The sequence below is a fragment of the Nesterenkonia sandarakina genome (assembly GCF_003003175.1).
In the GTDB taxonomy this organism is placed as follows: Bacteria; Actinomycetota; Actinomycetes; order Actinomycetales; family Micrococcaceae; genus Nesterenkonia; species Nesterenkonia sandarakina_A.
The window spans coordinates 66,791-75,573 of sequence record NZ_PVTY01000015.1 but is presented as its reverse complement, the minus strand read 5'-3'; the positions used below and the strand labels follow the sequence as shown (position 1 = coordinate 75,573).

Here is an 8,783-nt window from a genome sequence, read left to right as displayed (position 1 = left end):
GTTCTCTGACTTGGGACCGGGGAAAAGAACTCTCTGCTCATGCGCTGCTGACAAGCGAGACTGGACTGCCCGTCTATTTCGCCGACGCGAAGAGTCCCTGGCAGCGTGGCTCCAACGAACACCTCAATGGTCTCCTGCGGCAGTACTTCCCGAAAGGCACAGACCTCTCCAGATGGAACGCCGATGAGATCGCAGCCATCGCCACGGCCCTGAACAATAGGCCTCGCGGCATACTGGGGTGGCGCACCCCAGCTGAGGCCTTCGCCGATCAACTACGCTCAGTGCAACAACAGACTGTTGCGACGATCGGTTGAATACGGCCAATACACGTCAGTGCGTTTCACCGAGCATCTAGAGATCGAAGGCATCCGCCCTTCGATCGGCACGGTCGGTGATGCCTATGACAACAGCCTGATGGAGTCCATCATCGGGTTGTTCAAGACCGAGTGCATCCGCACCGATGTCTTCCACGAGGGTCCCTACCGGCAGTTGGCAGACGTCGAGTTCGCCACCGCGGGCTGGGTCGATTGGTGGAACAATCACCGCCTCCACGGGACCCTGGGAAATCTCACCCCGGTAGAGTACGAACGCGCTCACTACGCAGTTAATCTCAGTGAGCCACAGCCCGTATAACAGCGGCAAAGAACCTAGGACGCTTCACAATGCTCGTCCCTTTGGGGCGAGCATTTTGCGTATCTGACAGCTGCGTCCCTGGATGGGGACGTGAGCTGATTCTTGACCGGCCTCCCCACCGCCCCGCTGGACCTTTTGATCCGCAGTGCTGGGTCGGCGCAGGAGCGTAAGCGGTCAGGCCAGCGCGGTCCCTGTCAGCGCGAGCGCGACCCACATGCCGTTGAACACGATGTGGACCAGCACGGCGCCCCAGATTCGCCCGGTGAAGAGCACCAGCAGGCCGCAGGTCAGGCCGACCAGGGTCAGATACACCGGTTCGTCCCAGCGATTCATCCCGTTGACGGCATGGATCGCCACGAAGGCGCCGGTCGAGGCGACGATGGCCAGCATGCCCGCTTCCAGACCGTGCCGAGCCATCCGGTATATGGAGACGAGCACCACCCCACGGAAGAGGAGCTCCTCCAGGAGCGGCAGGATCAGCACGGGCGCGACGATGACCAGAAGCAGCCACATCGGATTGATGTCGAGTCCGCCCCCCAGGGTGGAATAGGACGGCAGCCCACCAGGGCTGCCAGCGGCCACCTCGAGCCATCCCTGCACGATGCGCAGGAGGACGCCCAGAGCGAGACCCCAGAGCAGGTCGGTCCAGCGGAAGCGGAAGAGTCCGCGGGGGCGGGAGCGGGTCAGTGCAATGACCACGGGCACTGCCATGCCGGCCCAGAGCAGCACCGAGGACAGCAGCGGTCCCAGCGGAGCCGCAAGCTGAGTCCGCGCGGCCACCGAGAGCACCAGCGCTGCGCCGACGGCGACGGCGGTGTAGGCCAGCAGCGTCCCGTTCCAGGCGCGGGCAGTGCGGCTGCCCTCGAGCCAGGTGCGGGTTCCACGTGCCCGGCTCTGCGCAGCCGCCGCCCGCTTCGACGCCGACCCGCGCCTCGCCGCGAGGGGCGCGGCAGGCTCTGAGCTGGGGGTTTCTGCGTGGCTGTGGTCAAGGTCGGTTTCGACGGCGCTGTTTTCGGGCTTCACCCGGCTAAACCTACCCGAGAGAGACGGGATTCCTCGTCGGTCGGCGCACGCGGCATGGCCAACCCTGAGGCCCGACCGGGGGAGCGTTGGAAGTGCCCTAGGATTGCCCCCATGGTCAGGAAGCAACAGCATCGGCGCAGGAGCGCATCAGGCAGGAGCAGCTCACGCAGGAGCGCCTCGAGCAGGGATGCGGCACGAAAAGTCTCCGCCGGACGGATCATCCTCGCGCTGGTGACCGTGCTCGCACTCGGGTTCGTCGTCGTCCTGGCCTGGGCCGGAGTCGGCGCGGCACGGGCGCTTCCGCATATCGAGCGTGCCCAGCAGGTGGCGTCCGGACTGGATATGCAGGCGGTGCTCGCGGGCGACACGTCACAGGTCGAGGAGCTGCAGGATGAGCTCGCGGCCGCGCGCAGCAGCACCAGCGGACCGGTGTGGACGCTCGCCGAGGGCATCCCCTGGGTCGGCCCACAGTTCGCCGCAGCCCGCACCCTCACTGAGACCCTCGATGACCTCGCCAGCGGAGGACTCGCCACGGCGGCGGAAGCCGGTGAGGGCGTGGACGCGCTGATGCCGGTCGACGGGCAGATCGATGTCGCCGGGATGGGCGCGCTGAACGTGCAGGTCGAGGCGGCTCTCGACGCCGTCGTCGAGGCGCGCAGCCGCCTCGCCACGATCGAGCCTGCCTCCGTGGTCACCCCGCTGCGCGACGGCACCGCCCAGATCGACGGCCTGCTGGCCGAGATCGAGCCCACCCTTGAAGGAACCTCGCTGGCCACGTCGCTGCTGCCCGGCTTCCTCGGAGCCGACGGCGAGCGGCAGCATCTCCTGCTCCTGCAGAACAACGCTGAATGGCGCTCTCAGGGCGGCATCATCGGATCGGTCATCGAGCTCACCGTGAACGATGGGCAGATCGAGTTCACCGATCAGGCCCCCGGCGCCAGCTTCGAGCGCAGCGAGGGAGCCATCACGCCGCTGGAGTTCGACACCGAGCTGATCTACGGCGACCGCCCCGCCCGCTATATGCAGAACCCCACGATGATCCCGGAGTTCGCCGAGGCCGCGCATGTGGCCACCGAGTTCTGGAAGGCGGATCGCGGCGGTGACCCGAACGGGGTGATCGCGATCGATCCGGTCACGCTGTCCTACATGCTCGAAGCCACGGGACCCCTGGAGCTGCCCACGGGAGACACGATCTCCAGCGAGAACGCCGTGGAGCTGCTGCTCAACGAGGCCTACCTGCGCTATGAGGATCCCGCTGAGCAGGACCTGTTCTTCAGCGTGGCCGCCGAAGCCGTGTTCGATGCGCTGCTCGGCGATGACGTGGACCCGGTGACTGCCGTGGACGCGATCACCCGAGCCGTCGAGGAGCGCCGCCTGTTGGTGTGGAGCGCTGATGAGGAGGAGCGGGCTCTGCTCGAGGACACCTCGGTCGCCGGTGCGATGCCTGTCAGCGACGAGGACAGCACCGGCTTCGGTGTCTATCTCAACGACGGCACCGGCGCCAAGCTCGACTACTACATGGCCGCCGGCTCGAGCGTGCAGTGGTGCACCGACAACACCGCATCTGTGCGCGTGACTCTGCGGAACGACGCCCCCGAAGACATCCGCGACTACCCCGACTACCTGCTCGGCACCTCCGGCGAGGAGACCGAGAGCGGGGTGCCGCGCGGCATCACCCGCACGCTCACCTACGTCTACCTTCCAGGGGGTGCCGAGCTGAGCAGTGATGTTGGGGACGCGCAGCTCGCCGGTCAGCACGGAGGCCGCAACGTCTACGAGTGGACCACCGACCTTGCACCGGGTGAATCCGCCACGCTCGACCTGCAGGCAGGGACCACCACAGGCCCGGAATTAGACCTCGTGTCCACCCCGGTCCTGAACGAGGTCGAGGTGGATCCGGAGTGCTGACCGACTGTTACTGACCGGTAAAAAGTGGGCCAGGCGTACGGGAGATGACAAGAATGTTATTTTTTGCCTTGAATCCAGAAAATACCCGCGGCGGACCGCTGAAAAAGTTGCATTGCACCGGTCACTAACCGTAGATTGAATCTAGTCCCGCACCCGGAGCATGATCGGGGGCAGGACCCGCAAGGCGACTCTTCACGGAGATTGCTTTAAACCAATATCCTTCGAGCTTTGAGGTACACCCCATGAAGAAAACCTTCGCAAAGACCTTGAGCGCAGCCGGCATCGTCGGCTTCGTCGCTCTCGCTCCGGCCCCGGCGTTCGCATACGCCCCGACCGAGACCCCCGACAGCATCACCATCTCCATCGGCGCGCCGACCACGGTCGTCTTCGCTCCGGTCTTCATCGCAGGTGAAGACGTGGACATCACGCTCACCGGCATCAACGGCAACACCCAGGGCCTCGCCTCGGTCGGCGCCGTCTCCAGCACCTCCGTCACCAAGACCGCCGATGCGGACGGCGGCGTTGCTGCCGAGGTCACCCTGAACAGCGATGCAGCAGGCTCCTACGAGCTCACCGCCACCGGCGCTGAAGCCTCCGAGACTGTCGTCATCACCGTTGCAGGCGCAGCCGGCACCGGCGCAGAGGGTGCCGGCACCGGCACCGATGCCGCCAACACCGGCGTCAACGGCGCAGGCACTGACACCTCTGGCACCGACGCGTCCGCCACCGGTGCAGATGCAGCGAGCTCCGGGGAAGAGCTCGCCGCCACCGGCCCGGGCTCCATCGGCATCATCGTCGGCGGCGCAGCGCTGCTGCTCGTCGGCGGCGCCGTCCTGGTCGCTCGCTCCATGCGCAACACCAAGTCGCACGCCTGAGCATAAGCCTCACGCAAAGCGCTCTGCGCCCGTTTCCTCCTGGAACGGGCGCAGAGCGCTTTTGTGTGCCCTCCCGCATTGAGGGGCGGATTCTCCGGGCACCTCATGGGCTCTTCGGCCCTCAGCGTGCGTAGATTCCGCCCCTCAGCGGCGGGGCGGCGTCTTTCGACGGTGGTGGCCTCGAGCTCGACCAGCTGACCGAGCTTTGCCAGGCGGACCATGACGAGCATCGTGGTGGCGGCGACCTCGGCGGCGCCCGGCACTGCTCATGGCGGTCTTACCGGAGATCCAGAGGGTGCGGGTCTCATCGGTGATGAGCTCGCCCTGATTGAATCCCCTTTCCAGGGGCCGGCTCACTGGTTTGATTGCACTTCTTTTCATCGCGGCGTAAATCCTCATTCCTGAGCATGCCCGGCGACTCCACAGTCGGCCGTTCTCGACGATGGCGCCAGTCGACCCATCCCGGCGCACCCCGCTACGCGCCCGCCGAGGGGGAGCTAACGTGTTGAGGGGCGGATTCTCCGAGCATCTCATGGGCTTTTCGGCCCAAAGTGCTCGCAGAGTCCGCCCCTCAACGATGGAACGGGGGTGTCAGGCCTCTTCCGCGTTGCCGGTGAACCTCAGCACCGACGAGCCGTCGCCGAGCTGGTCGTCTCCGATGACCACCAGGCCGCCGTTCTGCTCCAGGATCACCGCCGAGACCTCGCCCATGGAGCCGCGGGAGGAGTTCCGCACCGCAGTGTGGACGTCATCTTCCACCAGCTGATGCTTGCGCAGCGCCTTGCGCTGGAACTTGCCCTGATAGTAGATGAGCACCGGGGGCGCGTCGAGGATGCGGCGCATCTTCGGTGAGCGGCCGCGCACGAAAGCCATCAGCCACTGCAGCAGCACGATGAGCCCGAGGGCCAACAGCGCCTGGCTCAGCGGAACGTCCGCCGCGGTGATCGTGCGTCCGAAGGTCGAGCCGATGGTGACGGCCACGATGAAGTCCAGCGGCGTCATGTTCGCCATGGTCCGTGGTCCGGAGAGCCGCAGGATGAGGATCAGTGCGAGATAGCCCGCGGTGAGCGTGATGACGGTGTGGATGATGGGGTCCCACCCGTCCCAGTATTGAGTCATGTCCATCGGGCGACCATGTCACCTCAAGATGTCAGCGTCCACCGGGACGGCGAACACGATGTGGTTGTCCTCGTGGCTTCCAGCCTCGACGTCGAAGATCCCGGTGCAGGTGATCAGCCGCAGCTCATCCTCGGGCAGCGCGCCGAAGACCTCACGGGTCGGGAAGTCGTCCTTGGCGAACACCTCGGTGCGTTCGACCCGGTAGATGTGCACCTCGCCCTCGGCGTCGGTGACCTCCACCTCGTCTCCGGGCTGCATCTCCACCAGACGGTGGAACACTGCGGGACCCGTGGTGGAGTCCCGATGGCCGGCCAGCACAGTCGGTCCCCGTCCGCCGGGCATGCCGCCGCCGTCGAACCAGCCGACCTCGCTGAAGTCCTCGGGCACCTCCATGGTCCCGTCCTCCGCGATCCCGAGATCGATCAAGGGCTCCTCGACGTCGATGGAGGCAATGTTCACCGCCACCGGCCGGACCCCGGCCTCCGCGGCGGAAGCTGCCGACGACGCTGAGCCGGATGGTGCTGCTGAGCCGGATGGCGAGCTCGATGCCGCGGGGTCGGGCTCCGCTGACCCGCCGGCCGACGACGACGGCGCCGCATCCTCGGTCGTCTCAGCCGGCTCCGGCTCGGGACCCGTGCTCTGCGACGCAGGGGTCCCGCAGGCGCTCAGGCTGAGCCCGAGCGCCAGGGCGGCGGCCACCCCGAGGGGCAGCCGCCGAACCCCGACGTCGAGACGCCAATTCAGGCCTCGAATCATGCGGCCTGGTTGCGCCGAACCAGCATGAAGGCGCTCACGCCGGCGACTGCGAGCACGCCGGCTCCGGCAAAGACGCCGATCTGCGAGGAGGACTGCTGCATCCCGCCGCCGCCGGTCTCGATGCCGTCCAGCGGCACCTGCATCAGCTGACCGCGGACCACACCGGCGGTGAACTCCTCGGTGTGTGAGTCACCGGTGAAGCCGGCCGGGTTGGCCTCGATCTCGGCCAGGCTGAATCCCTCGCCGGTGTCCGCGCCGTCGTCGCCCTCGACGCCGGTCATGAACGGTCCGGCCAGGCAGCCGGAGGAGGTGCGTGGCTCGTCGCCGATCGGCTCGGGGTCCGGGAAGGCCAGACGCGGCGGTCCGGGCTCGCCCGCGGCGGCCTCGTGGATGTGCGTGGCGGTCAGTGCCGGGCTCTCGTACCCGCCGGTGACGCCCTCGAGCGTGATCTCGTAACAGATGACCTCTTCCTCTGAATTGATCCAGAACATGAAGTCGCCCGTCGCGCCCTCCTCACCCGGAGCCACCTCGCCGTCCGCGTCGATGACCTCATCCGGAGTCGCCATGACCGTATAGGCGCTGGTGAACTCCTCGGGCCATGCGACCTCGGTGCCGGCTTCGGTGCTGGCCTGAGTCATGGTGGGGGAGAGCAGCAGCACGGCTGCACCCAGGGTGGCGCCTGCGCCGATGGTCCTGCGTCGCTGTGTAGTCATCATGGGTGACTCCTTCGAGAACTGAGGCAGACCGAATTTCGGGCCGCCAGAGGGTAATACTGATGAAACCGTCCCCGCGTTCATCGTTTTCAGGATTATTTTCTGTCACCGGCCCAGCGCCGCAGCTGGCGCTGTGTATCGTAGGACACGATTCCTCAGCCTTCGCGCCCTGGTTGAGGACCCGACCTGGAGTGATGGAGGCGGTTGAGCCGATGCGCACTGAACCGCACGCGACCGTCGGGCTGCCGAGCATCGAGGCCGCCTACGATCAGCACAGCCCGGCGATCTTCGGATTCGCGATCAACGCGCTCAAGGACCGCGGCGCCGCCGAGGAATGCGTCCAGGAGACCTTCGTGCGGGCCTGGCAGGCGCTGGACCGCTTCGACCCGGCCCGATCGAGCCTGCGCAACTGGCTCTTCGCGATCGCCCGCAACGTCGTTCGTGACGAGTTTCGCGCTCGACGCCGCATCCCGACCCCGATGGAGCCGGAGATCACACTCTTGGACGTGCCAGATCCCCGCGGCGGAGATGCCGCTCAGACTATGCTTCTGGTCGAAGCCCTGGGAACGCTCAGCCCCGAACACAGCGAGGTGGTCGTGGCTGTGCACGTGCTGGGGTTCTCCTACGCCGAACTCTCCGAGTCGCTGCAGGTGACGGTGCCCACCCTGCGGACGCGGACCTACTACGGATTGCGCGCCCTGCGTCGCGCCATGGAACAGATGGAAGGTGAGTCATGAGTGGACATCACGACGACGCCGACCCCCGCCTGAGCGACGACCCCGGCTCCGAGCGGCGGGCCGAGCTCCTCGGCGCGGCTGCCGCCGATGACCTCAGCCCTGCGGAGCGCGAAGAGCTGGACGCCCTGTGCGCCCAGGACCCTGAGCTCGCCCGCGAGCTCGAGGAGATGCGTACCATCAGCTCCGCGCTGCGCGACAGCCTCGGCTCCTGGCGCGACGAGACGCCCCCGGCCAGCCTGCGCGACGCCGTGATGGCACGGGTCAACGTGGAGGAGATCTACCAGACCGCCGTCCGCCAGTCCGAGACCACGGATCACCCGACACAGACTCCCACACCGACACAGACTCCAACACCGACTCCGACTCCGACAGAGACTGCAACACAGACTCCAACGCCGAGGCCGGCGCCGTTACCACCAGCCACGGCGCATGCCGCTCCGGTCCGCCCGGAGAGTGTCGACAGCGTCGACCGGAACCCTGAGGATCAGAGGCGCTCTCCGGTCGGAGCAGGAGCCGGATCGCGGCTTCGCCAGAGCCTGGCCCTGGCCGCCTGCGTGGCGGTGGGCGTCGCCGGGACCCTCGGCGTCCAGGCGATCCTGGACACCGACCCGGCCGGCACAGACCCCGGCGAACCTGCCGACGGGCTCGTCGCCGTGGAGCCGCTCGGCCCGCCCGGCGAACTCGGCTCCCAGGAGCAGGTGAGCTTCAGCGACCCGGGCGCCGGTGTCGACGTCGAGGGAGCCCTGGTCGCGCACACCTGGGGCACCGAGACGGTCCTGGAGATCGACGGACTCGCCGTCGGGGACGTCTTCACCGTCGTGCTCATCGGCACCGACGGGCAGGAGATCGAATCCGGCTCCTTCCTCGGCGCCGAGGTGCCCGTGGACTGCCGGATGAACGGGGCGGTGCTGCGCGAGGACGTGGAGCGCCTCGAGATCCGCGACGACGCCGGCCTCGCGGTCACAGCGGCGGCCCTGCCCGAAGTCGAGTGACCGATGCCGACCGACCCCGTGCCGACC

Annotated in this window: 9 protein-coding genes and 1 pseudogene; 6 read left to right on the top strand and 4 right to left on the bottom strand. The window is 67.2% G+C overall.

Annotated features, from left to right (window positions below; all coding sequences use genetic code 11):
• Both BCL67_RS12350 and BCL67_RS12345 read left to right on the top strand, forming a co-directional pair.
• Nucleotides 1-314, top strand: a 314-nt coding sequence (locus tag BCL67_RS12350; RefSeq protein ID WP_146131156.1) for an IS30 family transposase, incomplete at its 5' end; no start/stop codon positions are given.
• Between the two features lie 7 nt (nucleotides 315-321).
• Nucleotides 322-633: pseudogene (locus BCL67_RS12345) on the top strand (transposase); the annotation flags it as partial.
• A 174-nt stretch (nucleotides 634-807) separates the two neighbouring features.
• Here BCL67_RS12345 and BCL67_RS12340 read toward each other — a convergent pair.
• Nucleotides 808-1,656: a CPBP family intramembrane glutamic endopeptidase gene (locus BCL67_RS12340; protein ID WP_181256000.1), complete on the bottom strand. Its 849-nt coding sequence runs from the start codon at nucleotides 1,654-1,656 to the stop codon at nucleotides 808-810.
• Nucleotides 1,657-1,767: 111 nt separating this feature from the next.
• Between BCL67_RS12340 and BCL67_RS12335 the strand changes: the two genes are divergently transcribed.
• A complete protein-coding gene (locus BCL67_RS12335; RefSeq protein WP_146131155.1) occupies nucleotides 1,768-3,564 on the top strand; it encodes a DUF4012 domain-containing protein in 1,797 nt (598 codons plus the stop codon).
• A gap of 242 nt (nucleotides 3,565-3,806) precedes the next feature.
• Nucleotides 3,807-4,439, top strand: coding sequence for a hypothetical protein (locus tag BCL67_RS15535; protein WP_181255999.1), 633 nt, complete (start codon nucleotides 3,807-3,809; stop codon nucleotides 4,437-4,439).
• A gap of 591 nt (nucleotides 4,440-5,030) precedes the next feature.
• Here the strand turns inward: BCL67_RS15535 and BCL67_RS12320 are convergent.
• Genes BCL67_RS12320 through BCL67_RS12310 form a run of 3 tightly spaced genes read right to left on the bottom strand, consistent with a single transcriptional unit; the run spans nucleotide 5,031 to nucleotide 7,030 of the window.
• Nucleotides 5,031-5,564 (bottom strand): DUF421 domain-containing protein, encoded by a 534-nt coding sequence (locus tag BCL67_RS12320; protein ID WP_106123722.1) that lies wholly within the window; start codon nucleotides 5,562-5,564, stop codon nucleotides 5,031-5,033.
• 12 nt (nucleotides 5,565-5,576) lie between these two features.
• On the bottom strand, nucleotides 5,577-6,314 hold the full coding sequence (locus BCL67_RS12315) for a class F sortase (protein ID WP_106123721.1): 738 nt from the start codon (nucleotides 6,312-6,314) through the stop codon (nucleotides 5,577-5,579).
• Nucleotides 6,311-7,030: a CHRD domain-containing protein gene (locus tag BCL67_RS12310; RefSeq protein WP_106123720.1), complete on the bottom strand. Its 720-nt coding sequence runs from the start codon at nucleotides 7,028-7,030 to the stop codon at nucleotides 6,311-6,313. The genes BCL67_RS12315 and BCL67_RS12310 overlap by 4 nt, the downstream gene beginning before the upstream one ends.
• A 209-nt stretch (nucleotides 7,031-7,239) precedes the next feature.
• Here BCL67_RS12310 and BCL67_RS12305 point away from each other — a divergent pair, with 209 nt between their 5' ends.
• Both BCL67_RS12305 and BCL67_RS15530 read left to right on the top strand, forming a co-directional pair.
• Nucleotides 7,240-7,764 carry a sigma-70 family RNA polymerase sigma factor gene (locus BCL67_RS12305; protein ID WP_181255998.1) on the top strand — a complete coding sequence of 175 codons (525 nt, stop codon included), beginning with the start codon at nucleotides 7,240-7,242 and terminating at the stop codon, nucleotides 7,762-7,764.
• Nucleotides 7,761-8,756 carry an anti-sigma factor family protein gene (locus BCL67_RS15530; protein ID WP_106123718.1) on the top strand — a complete coding sequence of 332 codons (996 nt, stop codon included), beginning with the start codon at nucleotides 7,761-7,763 and terminating at the stop codon, nucleotides 8,754-8,756. Before BCL67_RS12305 ends, BCL67_RS15530 begins: the two co-directional genes overlap by 4 nt.
• Nucleotides 8,757-8,783 lie beyond the last annotated feature (27 nt).